The following is a 17042-nucleotide window of genomic DNA, read 5'->3' on the forward strand; positions in this document are numbered from 1 at the left end:
TTCAGTCTCGCCTTCAGCTCGGGTCCGGCGCTATTTCTGCGACACCCGCTGGTGCACGGCCTCGGCGTCCTCAACCCGCTCTGAGTAGCGGTCGACCAGGTAGTCCTTGCGACCGCGAGTCAGCCAGGTGAATTTCACCAGCTCTTCCATCACATCGACAACGCGACGATAGAACGGGCCTTCGGGCAGCCGGTCCCCCTCGGCAAATTCCAGCCACGCCTTGGGAATCGAGGATTGGTTGGGGATGGTCAGCATCCGCATCCAGCGGCCCAGAATACGCATCTGGTTGACAGCGTTGAAAGATTGCGATCCGCCGGAGACCTGCATCACCGCCAGCGTCTTGCCCTGCGTGGTGCGAACACCGCCTTTCAGCGACAGCGGCAGCCAGTCGATCTGTGTCTTCATGATGCCCGTCATAGCGCCATGCCGTTCCGGGCTGGACCAGACCATTCCATCGCACCAGACCGCAAGATCGCGCAGTTCGCTCACCTTGGGGTGATCTTCGCTGCCGGTGTCATCGGGCAATGGCAGCCCGCTCGGATCGAAAATCCGCGCCTCGCAGCCCAGCGCGCGCAGGATCCGGGCTGCCTCCTCGGCAACCTTGCGTGAGTAGCTGACGGCCCGCAGGGAGCCATAGAGCAGCAGGATCCGGGGCGGATGCTGCGGGTCACCTGTCGCTGCCAGGCGGGCGATATCAATCTGCGGCAAGGCCTCGGCGATGAGCGCCGGCAGATCCTCCGCCACACGCCCGTCAGCCGAAACAGCAGGCCCGGTCGTCGGTGTCTCAGCCACTTTCTTCTTCCAGGTGCAGTTTCATATCGAGAAGCACCTGCTGCAGCATCACCGTTTCGCGCAGCAACCGCTTGGCCTCATTGATGGTGATGATCCCATCGGCCATGGCCTCCTGATATTCGCTCATCAATGTGGCAAAGCGCTGGCTGAGCGCAATCACATCCGCATTGACGCCACCGCGGCGCGCCTCTGAGGCCGGGCTGGCCTGACAGTAGGACAAGGTGATGTTCTTCAGATCCGCCAGACCGGAAGTCACATGCGGGAAGGAGGCCGCAGCTTCCAGTTTGGCAACGGCGTCGACGGGCATGAACCGATCGACATGTTCGGCATTATCCGAGTAATACCGCCCCAACGTCGCCTTGGATTTTCCTGTGATCTGGCAGGCCGCCTCGATCCCCACATCCTTGACCAGAGCCTCGGTGTGCTTTTTTAGATAAGTACCTATGTCTGCCATATAAAATCTACCTGCATATGACCGCGACCCCATCGGGGAAGAAACGCGTTAATTTCCCATTCACGACACTTAAAGGAAATGCAAAGCTATTTCTATCCCTAAGGTTTTTAAGGGACTTACCGCGCTGTTCCGGGTCGCGAGACAGGGAAACGCGCTGGGGGCGGAGGCGTGTTTCGTGGGCCTTCGCTGGTGGGCAATTTCCGTCCAGTTGGCGCCCTGCCGCAGGTGTCATGTGGTTCGTTTCTCGGGTTGTTTCGCCGCGAACCGGCATCCGCGCGCAGGGCGTTTTATCCTCAGACCGAAAATGCCGTCGGCTCATCGGGCAATCGGTGAAGAATTGGTGAAGAAAACCGTTTCCTCCGACCGGCTCTGCGGCTAAATCAGCGCCATGGCCAAGCTTTACTTCCACTACTCCACCATGAATGCCGGCAAATCGACGGTGCTCTTGCAAGCCTCGCATAACTACCGCGAGAACGATATGGACACCTATCTGCTGACCGCAGCGCTGGACAACCGCGCCGGTCAGGGGCGGATCGCCTCCCGCATCGGGATCGGTGCCGAGGCTGACATCTTCCGGCCCGGTGAGAACCTGTTCGACAAAGTGACAGAGCGACTGGCAAGGGGCAGTGTTGCCAGCATCTTTGTCGATGAGGCGCAGTTTCTGTCGCCGGATCAGGTCTGGGATCTGGCGCGGGTGGTCGACGATCTGCGGGTGCCGGTTTTGTGCTACGGGCTGCGGGTCGATTTTCAGGGCAAGCTGTTTCCCGGCTCCGCCACCCTGCTGGCACTGGCCGATGAAATGCGCGAAGTCCGCACCATCTGCCACTGCGGTAAAAAGGCAACCATGGTGATCCGGCAGGATGAGAACGGTCAGACCATCACCGAAGGCGCGCAGGTGCAGATCGGCGGCAATGAAACCTATGTATCCCTCTGCCGTCGCCACTGGCGCGAGGCCACCGGCGATCAGCCCACCTCTGCTGCGGGCTGATCTGAAACGGCCTGCACCGAGCGGAGGCCGGGCGCGTCTGACGCCGCGCGGGGCGTCAGACGCCCCGACGCGATACGCTGGCGGTTACACCGACAGTTACACGGGCGAAATCAACGGCCGACCAGCAAGGAAGGCGGCGACATTGTCCAGCGCCAGATGTCCCATGGCGCTGCGCACCTCCTCGGTGGCGGTGCCCAGATGCGGCAGCAGCGTGACCTGCTCCATCTGCCGCAGGGCCTCCGGCACCTCCGGCTCGAATTCATAGACATCCAGACCTGCTCCGCCGAGCGCGCCCGCCTGAAGGGCGGCGATCAGCGCCGCCTCATCCACCACCTCACCGCGCGAGATATTGATCAGCAGGGCATGAGGGCGCATCGCCGCCAGAACCTCCGCGCTGATCAAATGCCGCGTCTCCGCACCGCCGGGCACTGCAAGCACCAGCACATCCACCTGAGCTGCCAGAGCGGTCAGGCTTTCCGCGCGCGACACCGGGAAGCCGGGTGATTTGTCGCTGCGCGCCAGATAGCTGACCGACATACCAAAGCCGAAGTGACAGCGCCGCGCGATGGCCTCACCGATGCGGCCAAAGCCGACGATGCCCACATGTTTGCCTGTCAGATGCATCCCCAGCATCTGGGTGGGATGCCAGCCCTGCCAATCGCCGGAGCGGACCAGACGCTCGCCCTCGCCGGCACGGCGGGCGGTCATCAGCATCAACGTCAGCGCAATATCAGCGGTCGCATCGGTAACGGCGCCGGGGGTGTTGCTGACCACGATCCCGGCCCGGCGCGCGGCCGCCACGTCGATATGATTGAAGCCGACGCCGAAATTGGCCAGCAACCTGCACCGTGGCTGCGGCACGGCGGCAAAACTGCCTGCGTCGAACTGGTCCCCCAGGGTCGGCAGGACGATGTCGAAATCACGCAGCGCACGCTGGCGCTCATCGGCGTTCAAAGGGCTGGTCTGCTGGCGGATCTCGACATCGAATTCCGCCCGCGCACGCGCCTCAACCGCGGCTGTCATTGGCCGGGTAATCCAGAGTTTGCCGCTCAATGCATCCGCCCTCCCAATGGGACCGGTCCATCCGGACCAATCAGAACAATCTCTCCGGTGGCATCCGGCAGCCCCAGCACCAGCACTTCGGACATGAACTTGCCAATCTGGCGGGGCGGGAAATTCACCACGGCCATCACCTGTTTGCCCAGCAGCGTTTCCGCCGTGTAGTGGGCCGTCACCTGCGCCGAGGTTTTCTTGATGCCGATGTCATCGCCGAAATCCACCCACATCTTGATCGCGGGTTTGCGAGCCTCGGGGTAGTCCTCGGCGCGCACCACCTCGCCCACGCGCACATCGACCTTGAGAAATTCGTCAAAACTGATGTCAGCCACGGGACAGCTCCCTCGACCGGTTGGTGGCTGCCGCCACGGCGCGGCGCAGCAGCGGCGGAAAGCCGTCGGTCTCATCCATCAGCACCTCCAGCGCGGCCTGGGTCGTGCCATTGGGGCTGGTGACATTGACCCGCAGCTGCGTTGGCGTTTCCTCGGAGGCTTCTGCCAGGGCACCGGCCCCTGCGACGGTGGCCTTGGCCAGCTGCATCGCCAGATCGGCAGGCAGCCCCTCAGCCTCGCCAGCGGCGGCGAGGGTTTCGATCAGATGGAAAACATAGGCCGGGCCGGAGCCGCTGACGCCGGTGACCGCATCCATCTGCGCCTCGCTCTGCAATCGAACGGTCTGGCCGATGGCCTGCAACAGCGCATCGGCGCGATTTATATCCGCCTCGGTCGCGCGCATGTTGCCGATGAGCGCGGTAATGCCACGCCCGACGGCGGCAGGCGTATTCGGCATGGCGCGCACGATCGGCGTCTGCGCCCCCAGAAGCGATTCATAGGTAGCGATCGAGGTTCCGGCAGCAACCGAGATAAACAGCGTCTCGCCATTGCCCAGCTGTTGCAGCTGCGGCAGCGCCTCTCCCATCATCTGGGGTTTGACAGCAATCAGCACGATCCCCGGCGCCCGGTCACCGGCCTCTGGCAAGGGCGCATTGAGATGCACACCAGTCTGGCGCAGCCAGTCGGAAGGATTGGGATCAATCACCCAGACGGTATCCGGGTCAACACCCCGGTCAAGCCATCCGGCCAGCATTGCCGACCCCATCTTGCCGCAGCCCAAGAGCGCGATGCCCCGCGCTGCGATCTGTGATACCTGCATCTTTCCCCTCCCCTGATCGGATCTCCGGCACCATGCAGCGCCGGTTCGGGGAAAGGTTTACGCGCGCCCGTAAGCCTCTGCAATGGCGACCTGAAGCGCGTCGCGCGGCGATTGTCCGCCCCAGACCATCAGCTGGATTGCCGGATAGTAGCGCTCGCAATTGGCGACAGCGGAGTTGATCAGCGTGTCGATCTGCTCCGGGCTTGCCACCTGTCCGCCGGTCAATACCAGCCCATAGCGATACAGCATCAGCTTGTGATCGGGCCAGAAGGTAAAGCCACCGGCCCAGCACTGATCATTCATCTCGTTGATCAGCTCGTAGAGCCGCGGCAGCTGTTCCTTCGGCGGCTCCATCTCAAAGCTGCATACCATCCGCAGGGTTTCTTCATAGCCGGACCACGCCAATGTCAGCGAATAGGTGCGCCACTGGCCTTCCACCGCCATGGCGATCTGATCGTCGCCTATGCGGTCAAAGTCCCAATCGTGGTCCGAGGCCAAGTGTTCGACGATGTCGATAGGGTGAATTTCGTCTTCCAGAAAATGTTCGGAAAGAGCCATGTTGCCACCTCTCTGATCTCTAGCAAAAGAGATGCGGGGCACCCCCAATTGCTAGCGGCCTGCTCAATAAGGAGAGGGATTTACCCGTCCTCCTACCAGATATGGTGGAGGCACCAAGGCCGTCTGGCAACCCTTTATTTGGGGATAACTGCAATAAGTTGTGGACGAAAGGCGATGACCCTCAAAATATCGTGACAGTGCTGTGAAGAGAGGCCGCGGCGGGATCCTGCTGCGCCGGGTGGGAGTCTGCGACGCGGGCTTGGTCGCAAAAATGGCGCGCCACCCGGACCGGGCCGCACGCCAGCAAATGTTGCAGATCGGATATTTCAGCGCCGGGCGGCGGGCTGTGCCTGCCGCTCAGCCCTGGAACCGGATCACGCGGATTTATCCGCTTCCAGCGCGTCGAGCCGGGCCTTCAGCGCTTCGTTTTCTTCACGCGCCTTCTGGGCCATGGCGCGCACGGCGTCGAACTCCTCGCGGGTCACGAAATCGCGATCGGCCAGCCAACGGTCGATCAGCCCCTTCATGGCGGTCTCTGCCTCTTCCCGCGCGCCATGGGCCACACCCATCGCGTTGGTCATCAGCTGGGAAATATCATCCATGATCTTGTTGCGCGTCTGCATTGTCTTCTCCATGTCTGCCTTGACCCCTATATGGTCATCAACACCGGCGGCGGCAAGCCGTTGACACCGCAGCCCCCGCAAAGGCATTGACGGCACATGCACGCATTCATCCTCCAATTCCCCGATCTGACCCCGGAAATCTTCACAATTGAGCTGTTCGGCAGCCAATTCGCGCTGCGCTGGTACGCGCTGGCCTATATCGTCGGGATTGTCATCGCCTGGCGGCTGGCGGTCGCGGCGCTGCAACGCCCCGCGCTCTGGCCCCACACACAGCCCCCGATGAAACCGCAACAGGTCGAAGACCTGCTCACCTGGATCATCCTCGGCGTCATTCTGGGCGGACGGCTTGGCTATGTGCTGTTCTATCAGCCCGGCTACTACCTTCAGAACCCGACCGAGATCCTGCGCATCTGGCAGGGGGGCATGGCCTTTCACGGCGGTCTCCTGGGGGTGATCATTGCCACCTGGATCTATGCGCTGCGCCACCGGATCCCGCGCCTTCAGATCGCTGATCTGGTGGCACATACGGTGCCGCCGGGCCTCTTGTTGGGCCGACTTGCCAACTTCAACAACGCCGAGCTCTGGGGGCGGGCAACCGATCTGCCCTGGGGGGTCGCCTTTCCCGGGCGCGCGGCGCAGTCCTGCGGGCAGGCGCTGGGGGAGATCTGTGCGCGCCACCCGTCCCAGCTCTATGAGGCACTGCTGGAAGGGCTGATCCTTGGTGCGGTGCTCTTGTGGCTGGTCTACCGGCGCGCGGCGTTGACCCACCCAGGCCGGATGACCGGCGTGTTTCTGGCAGGCTATGGCGCGGCGCGCTTCGCGGTTGAATTCATGCGCCAGCCCGACGCCCAATTCGTAACCGCAGAGAACCCCCTGGGGCTGGCCTGGCATATAGGCGGCTACGGTCTGACCATGGGACAGCTGCTGTCGCTGCCGATGATCGCCATCGGCCTCATTCTGGTGCTGCGCAGCCGACGCATGGCGGTGATTCCGGCATGAGCCTGAGCGACCATATCACTGCCCGCATCCGTGCCGAGGGTCCGATTTCGGTCGCGGATTACATGGCCGAGGCGCTGCTGCATCCAAGCTATGGCTATTACACCACCCGCGACCCGCTGGGGGCCAAGGGGGATTTCACCACAGCCCCGGAAATCAGCCAGATGTTCGGAGAGCTGATCGGGCTGGCGCTGGCACAATGCTGGCTGGATCAGGGCCAACCTCAGCGGTTCACATTGGCCGAACTGGGTCCCGGTCGCGGCACGCTGATGGCTGATCTGCTGCGCGCCACAAAAGGCGTGCCCGGGTTTCACGCCGCCATGCAGATTGCCCTGCTGGAGGCCTCCCCCACCCTGCGCGCCCGTCAGGCGAGGCAACTGGCAGGCCATGACCCGGTCTGGTACCCGAATATCGCCGAACTGCCCGAGCAACCGCTGTTTCTAATCGCAAATGAGTTCTTTGATGCGCTGCCGGTGCGGCAATTTCTGCGCGATGGCGATGGCTGGCGCGAAAAATCAGTGGGTCTTCAGGATGGCACGCTCAGCTTTGGCCTTGGCGCGGTGGCGCCACAGCCTGCACTGGCGCATCGCCTTGAGGACACCCGCGACGGTGATCTGGTCGAGCTGTGTGAAGCCGCGCAACCGATGGTTCAGACCATCGCCACCCGGATCGCCCGCTACGGCGGAACCGCGCTTATTGTCGATTACGGCGATTGGCGGTCGCTGGGGGATACGTTGCAGGCCCTGCGCGCCCATGCGCCAAGCGATCCGCTGAAGGATCCGGGCAGCGCCGATCTGACCACCCATGTCGATTTCGAAGCGCTTGCACTGGCTGCGAAATCTGCGGGCTGTGCCTATAGTCGGCTGACCCCGCAAGGCGTGTTTCTGGAGCGTCTGGGCATCACCGATCGGGCACAGGCGCTGGCGGCGCGGCTAAACGGCGACGCGCTGCAATCTCTGATTGCGGCGCATCGACGGTTGACGCATCCTGAGGAAATGGGAAACCTGTTCAAGATACTGGGGATTTTCCCCGAAGAGACCGCACCCCCACCGGGATTGAACGCATGACGCTGGAAATTCTCATCTCCGAGCTGCTCAATGGCACCAAACACGGCTTCTTTACCCGTCGCGGCGGGGCCTCTTCGGGTATTTTTGCCGGATTGAATTGCGGGCTTGGCTCGTCGGATCAGCGCGAAGCGGTGCAGATCAACCGGATGCGCGTCGCCGCAGCGATGGAAGCATCGCCCGAGGCGCTTGGCCGGGTGAATCAGGTGCATTCCGCCAATGTCCTGACCATCTCCGATCCCCGGCAGGACAATATTCAGGGCGATATTCAGGCTGATGCCATGGTCACCAATGTGCCCGGCGTGGTGCTGTCGATCCTGACCGCCGACTGCCAGCCGGTTCTGTTTCACGACCCGGAGGCCAATGTGGTCGGCGCAGCTCATGCCGGGTGGCGCGGCACGCTTGATGGCGTGCTGGAGGCCACATTGGACGCGATGGAACAGCTGGGCGCGCGGCGGCAGGCCACCCGCGCGGTTATCGGCCCGTCGATCTCGCAGCGCGCCTATGAGGTCGGCCCTGAGTTCTTTGACGACTTCATGATGCAGGATCCGGAAAACGCACGGTTCTTTGCCAATGGCGAGGGCGATCGCTACCTCTTTGATCTGCCCTCTCTGGGTCTGCACAAACTGCGCAGCGCCGGCGTGGCCGAGGCCGCATGGACCGGGCATTGCACTTACTCCGACCCGGAACGGTTCTATTCCTTCCGCCGCGCGACCCATCAAAAAGAGGTCGACTACGGGCGCCTGATCTCCTGCATTCGCCTGTAGGCGCCGCGACCTGCAATTCGCGGCCCAATGTGACCACCGAAGCGCGCCCGCGCGGGGGCTGAGTGCGCGCGGATCACTGCGGCGTTCCTGTGATTTCCACAGATCGGCCACATTCCCGGCGCATTGGCAGGCGACAAAAGACGGGACTAAAGCGCGGGCCGCAGAATGCTGCCCCGCTCCTACAGGAGACGCCTCATGAAACCAAAATCGCGCTTCATCAAATCCATTGTAGCTGCCGCCAAGACCGAAGAGGTGCGCCTACCCTGGACGCGTGGCGCCACCCGGCAGATCGCGATTGAGCGGCGTCGCGAGACTCTCCGGCGCCCGGCCCAGGCCAAGAGCGCCTGAGATCATTGAAGAGGCGTCCCTGCAATCTCGACGGCCCGCTCTCACGACGGGGCCCGGAATACCCGCCTGACACCGTCCACCGGTGATCACCTCCGGCGGCGGCCTCTGCCCAAGACAGGACCGCCGCATTTACCTGCCCGATTGGGCGCATTGCCCCGGACCGCGCGTATTGCGACCGGGGCGCCCGACAGGGACCAAGCGATTCCGGCGCGCCTTCTGCTCATCGCGCTGCCGGGGTTGATGCAAGTACAGTCATGAGAGAGGCACGTTCGCCATGACCATACCCCAGTCGCTGCGACGCGCAGCTGCCAATGCGGTCGAAGCCAATGCTCTACTACAGGACCCTGCTGCCCAGCGCGGCGGGACGCGTCCACAGCTGCGCCGTTACGATGTCTGTAGCCTGCTGCCAAACGGCCAGATCGCCGAGACACGCCATGTCGCACCGTCGCTGCCATTGTTCGAAGACGCCTTTACCGCCTTTTGCCGCGGATCCCTGATCGAGACCACGCAGGGGCCCATTGCAATCGAGGATCTGCTGCCGGGCGATGAGCTGATCACCTTTGATGGCGATCCCCTCCCCCTGTTGTGGAAAGGCAGCACCAGCCTTGTCCCATCGCGCAGCGGGCAGCACGGTCGCAGCCACCGGCTGACCAGCTTTACCGCCGATAGCCTTGGCGAGGCAAAGCCGATGTCGACGGTTGTCGCAGGCCCCGCCGCGCGGCTGTTGCAACGAGCACCTCTGCCGGGGATCAAGCTGGACAATGCCGCCTCGCTGGTTCCGGTGCAGCAATATCATGACGGGATGAGTATTTTCGAAACCGCGCCCCCGACCGCCGTGGACCTCTTTCATCTGTGCCTGCCGCGCCATGCGGCGATCAGTGTCGGCGGTCTGCCGTTCGAAACCTATCACCCCGGCCCGGAGGCCCTGAAACTGGTGAGCCATGCCATCCGCACGCTCTATCTGAACCTGTTTTCGCATGTCGAATCGATCGCAGGCTTCGGCCCGCTGGCCTATCCCCGGATCCTGCTGCAAGATCCCGATATGAATTAAGCCGGGTCCGCCGACCGCTGCGGCGGTCGCCCCAAACGAAAAAAGCGCCCGCATTGCGAGGCGCTTTTTCTGATCAGACTGGCCTGACCGATTTCTGCGAGGCTCTGCCCCTCAGGCTTCGCGCGCGAGCCGTTGCTCCAGCACATCAAAGGGAACGCCGGGTTCGTCCTTGGCCCCTCGGATCACCAGCGAGGTCTTGACGCTGGCCACATTCGGCGTCGTCAGCAGATCGCCGGTCAGAAAGCTCTGGAAGGTGCTGAGATCGGGCGCGACGCATTTCAGGATGAAATCCACCTCGCCGTTCAGCATGTGGCACTCGCGCACCAGCGGCCAGTCGCGACATTTCGCTTCAAAGGCGCTCAGCTCGGCCTCGGCCTGGCTTTCCAGCCCCACCATGGCAAAGACCTGCACTTCGAACCCCAATTCGCGTGCGTTGACCTCGGCATGGTATCCGCGGATCAGCCCGGCCTCCTCAAGCGAGCGCACCCGGCGCAGGCACGGCGGTGCGGAAATACCCACACGCTTGGCCAGTTCAACATTGGTCATACGACCGTCGGCCTGTAACTCCGACAAAATCTTGCGATCAATCGGATCAAGGCGTGTTGTGACCATCTGGAAGCTCCTGTTGAATTTTCCGTTTGTTATACCAGCATCCGTAGCGCACGCAATATTATTTCAGACGCGCGCAACAATATTTGCCGTTGATAAGATGAGACCTCAGCATCTTAGCCCAGGCATCAAAACCGGGGGCATCCGACATCGCTGAAGCCGGGGCTTTAAGACATCGCCGGGTGCAGTTATATGCATTGCCTGACGGCGGCAAGACCGCCCTTTCATCGACTGGGGAAATGAGATGAGCGACACGCGCCACACCAAGGTTCTGATCATCGGGTCCGGCCCGGCAGGCTACACCGCCGGCGTCTACGCCAGCCGCGCCATGCTGGAGCCGATTCTGGTTCAGGGCATTGAGCCGGGCGGCCAGCTGACCACGACTACCGAGGTAGAGAACTGGCCTGGCGACACCGAGGTTCAGGGCCCGGATCTGATGGTGCGGATGCAGGAGCACGCCAAGACGATGGGCTGCGAGATCATCGGGGACATCATCACCGATCTCGACACCACCTCGCGCCCATTCGTGGCCAAGGGTGACAGCGGCACCGTCTACACCGCCGATGCGGTCATTCTGGCAACCGGCGCGCGCGCCAAATGGCTCGGCCTGCCGTCCGAGGAGAAGTTCAAGGGCTTTGGCGTCTCCGCCTGCGCGACCTGCGATGGTTTCTTCTATCGCGGCCAGGAGATTGTGGTGATCGGCGGCGGCAATACCGCTGTGGAAGAGGCGCTGTTCCTGACCAATTTTGCCTCCAAGGTGACGCTGATCCACCGCCGCGACGAGCTGCGCGCAGAGAAAATTCTGCAAGACCGCCTGATGAAGAACGAGAAGATTGAGCCGCTGTGGTTCCACCAGCTGGAAGAGGTGATCGGCACCGAGAACCCGCTGGGCGTCGAGGGCGTGCGGGTGAAGAACGTGAAGACCGGCGAAATCACCGAAATCCCCTGCAAGGGCGTCTTTGTCGCCATCGGCCATGCGCCTGCCAATGAATTGGTCAAGGACGTGCTGGAAACCCACAATGGCGGCTATGTGAAGGTAACGCCCGGCACCACCGAAACCTCCATCCCCGGCATTTTTGCCGCTGGTGACCTGACCGATCACAAATATCGTCAGGCGGTGACCTCCGCCGGCATGGGCTGCATGGCGGCGCTGGATGCCGAACGCTTCCTCGCAGAGCAGGAGTGAGCGCGGTGGCGCATGATTTCGACACCCAGAAGGCCGAGACATTCTCGGCCTTCTCCGATTTGCAGGCCGAGGGTGACCTGCCGTTTGAGGCGGATCTTGATCTGTTCTTTGTCGCTGAAGAGGCCAAGGACTGGATGCCCCTTGCCGAGGCACTGGCCGATCTGGGCTTTTATACCCAATGGGCAGAGGCCGAGGGCGATGATCCCGCCACATTGATCGCGACGATGCCCGAACAGATCCTGTCCGCAGCAGCGATCTGGATGGTCGAAGAGGTCGCAACCCGGACTGCACTTGACCATGGGTTTCGGCCAGACGGCTGGGGATTTGCCGAGGATTGAGCCCAAGGCAGCCCCGGCTGCCAGACCCCTGTCCCGGCCCGCCGGAGACAACAGACCGCCCGTTCCGCTTGCGTTGCAATAGGGGAACGGCGGTCTTTTTCACGAAACTCAAAAGGGTTTTGACTTTGCTGCGACTGCAAAGCATGACATGCGTTCACCCGTGAACACACTTTGAGTCGACCCGATGCCATCCCGATCCACACCACTCAGCCATGAGGACGAAGACCTGCTCTTTCGTATCCTCAGCCAGCTCGACAAGGCGCCAGACGCCTCGCAGCGGGCGACGGCGACGGCTGTCGGGATATCACTTGGGCGGCTCAATGCACATCTACGCGCAGCCGCAGAAGCCGGTCTTGTCAAGGTCAGCCATCGCGCAGGTCCCGACAAACGTCAACGCTTCGCCTATGCGCTTACCACCCGAGGTGCTGCCGAAAAAATCCGGCTCACCGATCAGTTTCTCGCCCGCAAGTTCGCCGAATACGACGCGCTTCACGCTGAACTCACTGGGACCACCAGTGGCCTCGTCCCCTTCAAGTACAGGACCAAGTTGATGCAGAATAATCTTGCCCCCATCCCGGAGCTTTATGTCTCCTATGACTCCGCCCAAAAGCTGAAGGTCGAGGCCGCAGAGCTGAAGAGCCATGACCTGAGCCCGCGCCAGATCTGCGATCTGGAGCTGCTGATGAACGGCGGCTTCAACCCGCTGAAAGGGTTTCTGAGCGAAGCAGACTACAACGGCGTTGTCGAAAACATGCGCCTTGCGGACGGCACCCTCTGGCCGATGCCGATCACGCTGGATGTGTCCGAGGATTTTGCCGCATCGCTGGAAATCGGCGAAGACATCGCCCTGCGCGATCAGGAAGGTGTCATCCTTGGCACCATGACCGTGACCGATCGCTGGGAGCCGAACAAATCGCGCGAAGCCGAAAAGGTGTTCGGCGCTGATGATGACGCCCATCCGGCGGTCAACTACCTGCATAACACCGCAGGCAAGATCTATCTGGGCGGTCCGGTGACCGGCATCCAGCAGCCCGTCCACTATGATTTCCGCGGACGTCGCGACACTCCGAACGAGCTGCGCGCCTATTTCCGCAAACTGGGCTGGCGCCGCATCGTGGCCTTCCAGACTCGCAACCCGCTGCACCGGGCACATCAGGAACTGACCTTCCGCGCTGCGCGCGAGGCACAGGCCAACCTGCTGATCCACCCGGTTGTCGGCATGACCAAACCGGGCGACGTCGATCATTTCACCCGCGTACGCTGCTATGAGGCGGTGCTGGACAAATATCCGGCGGCCACCACATCCATGTCGCTCTTGAACCTGGCAATGCGTATGGCCGGCCCGCGCGAGGCGGTCTGGCACGGGCTGATCCGCAAAAACCACGGCTGCACCCATTTCATCGTTGGTCGCGATCACGCAGGCCCCGGCAAGAACTCCGCCGGTGAAGATTTCTACGGCCCTTATGATGCGCAGGATCTGTTCCGCGAGCATCAGGAAGAAATCGGCATCGAAATGGTCGACTTCAAACACATGGTCTATGTGCAGGAACGCGCCCAATACGAACCCAACGACGAGATTGAAGATCGCGACAATGTCACCATCCTGAACATCTCCGGCACCGAACTGCGCCGTCGCCTGCAGGAAGGCCTGGAGATCCCCGAGTGGTTCTCCTTCCCCGAGGTTGTGAACGAGCTGCGCAAGACCAAGCCGCCACGTTCCAAGCAGGGCTTCACCGTGTTCTTCACCGGGTTCTCCGGCTCCGGCAAATCCACCATTGCAAATGCTCTGATGGTCAAGCTGATGGAAATGGGCGGCCGTCCGGTGACGCTGCTCGATGGCGACATCGTGCGGAAAAACCTCAGCTCCGAGCTGGGCTTCTCGAAAGAGCACCGCGACCTCAACATCCGCCGCATCGGCTATGTGGCCTCCGAGATCACCAAGAACGGCGGCATCGCCATCTGCGCGCCGATCGCGCCTTATGCCACTACCCGCCGCGCCGTGCGTGAGGATGTGGAGCAGTTCGGTGCTTTCCTGGAGGTGCATGTCGCGACCTCGATCGAGGAATGCGAGCGCCGCGACCGCAAGGGTCTCTACAAGTTGGCTCGCGAAGGAAAGATCAAGGAATTCACAGGGATTTCCGATCCCTATGATGTCCCCGTTGATCCGGAGCTGCGTGTCGAGACCGAGAATGTCGACGTCGACAACTGCGCTCATCAGGTTCTGCTGAAGCTGGAGAACATGGGGCTGATCGCAGGCTGATCCACCCGCAAGACTCACAGAAGGCCGCCCGATCGGGCGGCCTTTTTCGACTCACGCATGGGGTTAAAGGCTGGCCCGAAGCGCCTCCGCCGCGCGACGCTCGATACTGCCATATCGCGCAGCCTCCGGCTTAAGCGCCCTGAGCGTCGGCAGCCGCGCCGTGTAATCATCCTGCGATATCATCGCGATGGCCGCGCGTATCTCTTCGCCGGTAGAGCAGATCATCATTCCGGCAGGATCGAAGAAATCGCTGATATTCGGGCAGCCCCAATAGATCGGCACCGTTTCGCAGAGGATCGCGTCGATGAGCTTCTCTGAGAAATAATTCCGTTCGCGGACATTCTCGATCACCACACTATAGCGGTAGGGCGCCAGCCCGTCGGATTTTGTCTCAAACGGCTGGTATCCCCGCCCGAGGATGGCCACCTCGGGCGTGCTGCACCTCAGATGTTCGACCACGTCATGGCGCAGCTTGTGGCCCGGATGGTCCCGCTTGGCTGAGGCGATGATCGAAAGATCGGCACGTTTCTCTATCGCCAGCTCCTGCCACTCAGGCACCCATGTGGTGCCGAAGGGCAGGAAAAGCCCGTTGCCAATGCCCGCCAGCAAGTCCTCATTATAGCTGAACACCCGAAAGAACCGCCGCCAGGTCCAGGGCAGCAGCCGGTGGTGCAACGACGACATGATTTTGGGCTCCATCACCATCATGGAGATCCCCGCCCGACAGGGCCAGCGCCCCGGCAGGTGCATTCCGGTTTTTGCCCAGACAATCAGATGGTCTTGCGCTGCAAGATCCGAGACCCGCCCGCCGATCAGATCGCCGGGGCAACCGAACGGCCAGTGCAGGCTTGCAAGCTCGCGATTGGCAAAGGCCCGGTTCAGCTTTGCCCCATAGGGCACCACCGCAATGGCAGGCTCGCGCGTCACAGTCCGCCCTCTGTCAGCCGAGGTCTGGCAGATCTACGGTGCCGCGCATCAGAACATAGCCCCGGCCCGCCACCCGCACGCCCTCAATCGCATCCGCCGGGCCAACCCGCGTCACCACAGCCTGACCGGGACGGCCAAGGCCATGTCCCTGCTCGGCAATGAAACGGTCGCGCTCCATCAGACCGTGGTGCCACAGATAGGCGGCCATGGCGCCGGTCGCCGAGCCGGTAAATGGATCCTCCGGCGGGCTCGGCGGGGCCATCAGCAGCCGCGAGAATGTGTCCCCCTCGGCGGTGGCACCGCTCAAGGTCACCAGAAACGGTTCCATCATGTCGATACCGTCGGCACCCATTGCCGTCCCCAGCCGGGCCAGCGCCGGCACATCCAGCGTCGCGGCCTCAAGCGCGGCACGGTCCCGCAACACCGTGATACAGAACGGCAATCCGGTCGACACCCGCTGCGGTCGGCCAACAATCGCCTCCACCGGCAGCGAAACCGCCGCCGCGACCAGCTGCGGATCGGCAAAGGCGCCGAATTCTGGCGCGATCTGGGTCATTTCAATGAGATCATCCGCCATGCTCACCCGCACCAGACCGGCTCCGGTCTCCAGCGTGATCGCATCGCCCTCCATCAGGCCACGGTCGCGCAAGGCTGCCACGGTGGCAATGGTCGGATGGCCTGCAAAAGGGATCTCGCGGCTGGCGAGGAAATAGCGCACCCGCACATCGGCAACCTGTGACGGGCCGGTGAAGGTGCATTCCACCAGCGAGGTCTCGCGCACATAGGCCATGCAGATCTCATCGCTCAGCCCGGCGCCGCCATGGACCACCGCGCAGCCGTTGCCACCAAAGGCCCGGCCCGAAAAGGCATCTACCCAGTCAAAATCGTATCGCAATGTACCCTCCCCGGCGTGATCACGGTCCTGCGTCAGCAAGATCACGCCGCACGCGGCATCGCAAGCGGATTTGGGTCCGGAGTTGCCGCCTGCCCCTTTGATTGCACCTGCGCGCAGCGCCTGCCGGACAGCCTGAGAGCCCCGCCGCAGCTGTCACCCGCCCAACAAAAAGGGCGCCATGGGTATGGCGCCCGATCCGCTTGCAATCACCTGCGCTGGCGTTGCTCACGCCGTGCGGCAATATCTATTAGTGCACCGGCACCGGCGCATAATCATGCTGCCGCGCCAGAACAAAGGCCATTTTCCGGTCGCTGACCAGGGCCAGCTGTTCACCAGCGGCATCATGCACCGCATAGAGGTGGCTGCGACCGGCGGCACCGGCCTGAACCTCCGCAGGGAGATCCGCGACATCAACCGCCTTGACATAGACAATGCGGCTGTCGGCATCGTTGAACTGATAGGCTGTATGCATCTGTCTTACCCCTTTTTGATATTGATCGTCTGAACCACGGTTTCGGGCCGCGATCGGGTCAGGTCGACATGCAAGAGGCCATTTTCCATAATGGCCTCCCCCACCTCGACCCCATCCGCCAGCACAAACATGCGCTGAAACTGCCGCGCGGCAATGCCCCGGTGCAAAAACACCCGGCCATCGCTGTCATCGCTCTGGCGTCCCCGGATGACCAGTTGACGGTCCTCGACAGTGATCGCCAGATCCGCCTCGCCGAAGCCGGCCACCGCCAGCGTGATGCGATAGGAATGATCTGAGGTTTGTTCGATATTATAGGGAGGATAGCCCTCGTTCCCGGATTTGGCCGAGCGTTCCAAGAGGCGTTCCAGCTGCTCAAATCCCAACATATGCGGATACGAGCCAAGTGTGAGTTTAGACACGGGTTTCGTCCTTGATTCTAAAGCGACGTATGGCGACGGCCCCATTATGGCGACCGCTTCCCTAAGAATATGGATGTTTTATCTGTT

Annotated in this window: 21 protein-coding genes; 9 read left to right on the plus strand and 12 right to left on the minus strand. The window is 62.2% G+C overall.

What is annotated here, in order from left to right; genetic code table 11:
• Window positions 1-30 precede the first annotated feature (30 nt).
• Window positions 31-792 carry an arsenical resistance protein ArsH gene (arsH, locus tag VWY60_RS17550; RefSeq protein ID WP_374015560.1) on the minus strand — a complete coding sequence of 254 codons (762 nt, stop codon included), beginning with the start codon at window positions 790-792 and terminating at the stop codon, window positions 31-33.
• On the minus strand, window positions 785-1246 hold the full coding sequence (locus tag VWY60_RS17555) for a hypothetical protein (RefSeq protein WP_340546211.1): 462 nt from the start codon (window positions 1244-1246) through the stop codon (window positions 785-787). The genes arsH and VWY60_RS17555 overlap by 8 nt, the downstream gene beginning before the upstream one ends.
• A 388-nt stretch (window positions 1247-1634) precedes the next feature.
• Between VWY60_RS17555 and VWY60_RS17560 the strand changes: the two genes are divergently transcribed.
• Window positions 1635-2234 (plus strand): thymidine kinase, encoded by a 600-nt coding sequence (locus tag VWY60_RS17560; protein WP_340546212.1) that lies wholly within the window; start codon window positions 1635-1637, stop codon window positions 2232-2234.
• A 96-nt stretch (window positions 2235-2330) separates the two neighbouring features.
• Here VWY60_RS17560 and VWY60_RS17565 read toward each other — a convergent pair whose 3' ends face one another.
• The 5 genes from VWY60_RS17565 to VWY60_RS17585 form a co-directional block, all read right to left on the minus strand.
• Window positions 2331-3257: a 2-hydroxyacid dehydrogenase gene (locus VWY60_RS17565; protein ID WP_416541323.1), complete on the minus strand. Its 927-nt coding sequence runs from the start codon at window positions 3255-3257 to the stop codon at window positions 2331-2333.
• Window positions 3258-3283: 26 nt separating this feature from the next.
• Window positions 3284-3622, minus strand: a complete 339-nt coding sequence (locus VWY60_RS17570) for a tRNA-binding protein (RefSeq protein WP_340546213.1) — start codon at window positions 3620-3622, stop codon at window positions 3284-3286.
• On the minus strand, window positions 3615-4442 hold the full coding sequence (proC, locus tag VWY60_RS17575) for a pyrroline-5-carboxylate reductase (RefSeq protein WP_416541297.1): 828 nt from the start codon (window positions 4440-4442) through the stop codon (window positions 3615-3617). The genes VWY60_RS17570 and proC overlap by 8 nt, the downstream gene beginning before the upstream one ends.
• A gap of 57 nt (window positions 4443-4499) precedes the next feature.
• Window positions 4500-5000, minus strand: a complete 501-nt coding sequence (locus VWY60_RS17580; protein ID WP_340546215.1) for a YbjN domain-containing protein — start codon at window positions 4998-5000, stop codon at window positions 4500-4502.
• A gap of 374 nt (window positions 5001-5374) precedes the next feature.
• The gene (locus VWY60_RS17585; protein ID WP_340546216.1) at window positions 5375-5623 is read right to left on the minus strand and encodes an accessory factor UbiK family protein; all 249 of its coding nucleotides are present in this window, start codon (window positions 5621-5623) and stop codon (window positions 5375-5377) included.
• A gap of 96 nt (window positions 5624-5719) precedes the next feature.
• Between VWY60_RS17585 and lgt the strand changes: the two genes are divergently transcribed.
• From lgt to VWY60_RS17610, 5 genes are all read left to right on the plus strand, one after another.
• Complete coding sequence (gene lgt / locus VWY60_RS17590) at window positions 5720-6622, plus strand: prolipoprotein diacylglyceryl transferase (RefSeq protein WP_416541298.1); 903 nt, start codon at window positions 5720-5722, stop codon at window positions 6620-6622.
• Window positions 6619-7686, plus strand: coding sequence for a class I SAM-dependent methyltransferase (locus VWY60_RS17595; protein WP_416539131.1), 1068 nt, complete (start codon window positions 6619-6621; stop codon window positions 7684-7686). The genes lgt and VWY60_RS17595 overlap by 4 nt, the downstream gene beginning before the upstream one ends.
• Window positions 7683-8450, plus strand: coding sequence for a peptidoglycan editing factor PgeF (pgeF, locus tag VWY60_RS17600; protein ID WP_416541299.1), 768 nt, complete (start codon window positions 7683-7685; stop codon window positions 8448-8450). Before VWY60_RS17595 ends, pgeF begins: the two co-directional genes overlap by 4 nt.
• 195 nt (window positions 8451-8645) lie before the next feature.
• The gene (locus tag VWY60_RS17605; protein WP_340546220.1) at window positions 8646-8798 is read left to right on the plus strand and encodes a hypothetical protein; all 153 of its coding nucleotides are present in this window, start codon (window positions 8646-8648) and stop codon (window positions 8796-8798) included.
• A gap of 274 nt (window positions 8799-9072) precedes the next feature.
• A complete protein-coding gene (locus VWY60_RS17610; RefSeq protein ID WP_416535008.1) occupies window positions 9073-9849 on the plus strand; it encodes a Hint domain-containing protein in 777 nt (258 codons plus the stop codon).
• A gap of 111 nt (window positions 9850-9960) precedes the next feature.
• On the opposite strand, the gene VWY60_RS17615 is transcribed toward VWY60_RS17610, so the two are convergent.
• Entirely contained in the window at window positions 9961-10461 is a 501-nt protein-coding gene (locus VWY60_RS17615) for an Lrp/AsnC family transcriptional regulator (protein WP_340546222.1), read from the minus strand.
• 241 nt (window positions 10462-10702) lie between these two features.
• Between VWY60_RS17615 and trxB the strand changes: the two genes are divergently transcribed.
• From trxB to VWY60_RS17630, 3 genes are all read left to right on the plus strand, one after another.
• Window positions 10703-11644, plus strand: a complete 942-nt coding sequence (gene trxB, locus VWY60_RS17620; RefSeq protein ID WP_416541300.1) for a thioredoxin-disulfide reductase — start codon at window positions 10703-10705, stop codon at window positions 11642-11644.
• Window positions 11645-11649: 5 nt separating this feature from the next.
• Window positions 11650-11982, plus strand: a complete 333-nt coding sequence (locus VWY60_RS17625) for a ribonuclease E inhibitor RraB (RefSeq protein ID WP_340546224.1) — start codon at window positions 11650-11652, stop codon at window positions 11980-11982.
• 184 nt (window positions 11983-12166) lie between these two features.
• Complete coding sequence (locus tag VWY60_RS17630) at window positions 12167-14242, plus strand: bifunctional sulfate adenylyltransferase/adenylylsulfate kinase (protein WP_340546225.1); 2076 nt, start codon at window positions 12167-12169, stop codon at window positions 14240-14242.
• Between the two features lie 63 nt (window positions 14243-14305).
• On the opposite strand, the gene VWY60_RS17635 is transcribed toward VWY60_RS17630, so the two are convergent.
• The 4 genes from VWY60_RS17635 to VWY60_RS17650 all read right to left on the minus strand — a co-directional run bounded on the left by VWY60_RS17635 (window position 14306) and on the right by VWY60_RS17650 (window position 16955).
• The gene (locus VWY60_RS17635; RefSeq protein ID WP_416541301.1) at window positions 14306-15169 is read right to left on the minus strand and encodes a hypothetical protein; all 864 of its coding nucleotides are present in this window, start codon (window positions 15167-15169) and stop codon (window positions 14306-14308) included.
• Between the two features lie 13 nt (window positions 15170-15182).
• Complete coding sequence (locus VWY60_RS17640; protein WP_416541302.1) at window positions 15183-16064, minus strand: PhzF family phenazine biosynthesis protein; 882 nt, start codon at window positions 16062-16064, stop codon at window positions 15183-15185.
• A 247-nt stretch (window positions 16065-16311) separates the two neighbouring features.
• The gene (locus VWY60_RS17645; RefSeq protein ID WP_340546228.1) at window positions 16312-16536 is read right to left on the minus strand and encodes a DUF1150 family protein; all 225 of its coding nucleotides are present in this window, start codon (window positions 16534-16536) and stop codon (window positions 16312-16314) included.
• Window positions 16537-16541: 5 nt separating this feature from the next.
• A complete protein-coding gene (locus tag VWY60_RS17650; RefSeq protein ID WP_072505182.1) occupies window positions 16542-16955 on the minus strand; it encodes an Hsp20 family protein in 414 nt (137 codons plus the stop codon).
• Window positions 16956-17042 lie beyond the last annotated feature (87 nt).

It is taken from the genome of Phaeobacter sp. JH20_26 (genome assembly GCF_048056275.1).
GTDB lineage: Bacteria > Pseudomonadota > Alphaproteobacteria > Rhodobacterales > Rhodobacteraceae > Phaeobacter > Phaeobacter bryozoorum.